The sequence below is a fragment of the Streptococcus oralis genome (assembly GCF_023109005.1).
In the GTDB taxonomy this organism is placed as follows: domain Bacteria; phylum Bacillota; class Bacilli; order Lactobacillales; family Streptococcaceae; genus Streptococcus; species Streptococcus oralis_BU.
Map to the genome: position 1 here is coordinate 1 of NZ_JALDTU010000019.1, position 1,165 is coordinate 1,165.

1 pseudogene is annotated in these 1,165 nt (G+C 35.0%); it reads right to left on the reverse strand.

The window, feature by feature from the left end:
- Positions 1-34: 34 nt before the first annotated feature.
- Positions 35-986, reverse strand: a pseudogene (locus M1F56_RS09670) (transposase).
- Positions 987-1,165 lie beyond the last annotated feature (179 nt).

The following is a 1,165-nucleotide window of genomic DNA, read 5'->3' on the forward strand; positions in this document are numbered from 1 at the left end:
AGGCTCCTTGTCAACTGTAGTGGGTTGAAGTCAGCTAAGATCGAGAAAGGACAAATTTTGTCCTTTCTTTTTTGATGTTCAGAGTGATGAAAATCCGTTTTTTGAAGTTTTCAAAATTCCGAAAACCAAAGGCATTTCGTTTGATGAGTTTAATGAGATTATTAGTCACTTCTAATTTTGCATTAGAATAGGGTAACTGAAGAGCGTTGACGATTTTCTCTTTGTTCTTGAGGAAGGTTTTAAAGACAGTCTGAAAAAGAGGATGAACCTACTTTAGATTGTCCTCAATGAGTCCGAATAATTTGTTAGACTCCTTATTCTGAAAGTGAAAAAGTAAGAGCTGATAGAGCTTATAGTGGTGTTTCAAGTCTTCTGAATAGCTCAAAAGCTTGTCTAGAATTTCTTTATTCGTCAAGTGCATGCGAAAAGTAGGGCGATAAAATCGTTTATCGCTGAGTTGTCGATTACCCTATTGAATGAGTTTCCAGTAACGTTTGAGTGCCTTATGCTCGTTCGATTTTCTATCCAATTGATTCATGATTTGAACACGCATACGACTCATAGCTCGGCTGATATGTTGTACAATGTGAAAACGATCGAAGAAAAGAGTTTCTTAGTGATGACCGTCAAGTGAACTTTCTTGATTAATTTTTGAGTAATTTTCTGGTTAATAATAGATGAGATTTGAGGGCTCTTCTTGACTAAGGAAGTCCCAGCAATACTCACTTTTCTACAGACTTTACAGTGGAAGCGCTGTTTTCTTAGGCGAATCAGAGCCTGGTATCCCGCATAGTCTAGATAGGGGGTTAGATTCTTTTTAGAAATCATATTTATCCATTTGTCCTTGGCAGTTGGGAACATTTAGAAGTAGGATAATCTAGTTTAGCAAAGATTTCTTTATGTGCATCCCTATTGATGATATCTAGAATTTTGATGTTTGGGTCTTTGATATCGAGTAGTTTTGTGATAAAATGTAATGGTTCCATATGATTCTTTCTAATGATGGTTTGGTCGCTTTTCATTATAGAACTTATGGGATTTTTTTCTACCTTGAATATACAATATAAGTGCACAATAAAAACTCATAAGATTTTCTAGTAAAATAGAATTGAACGAACTAGTTACGAAAGGAAATCTTATGAGCTACCATCATTTTACCATAGAT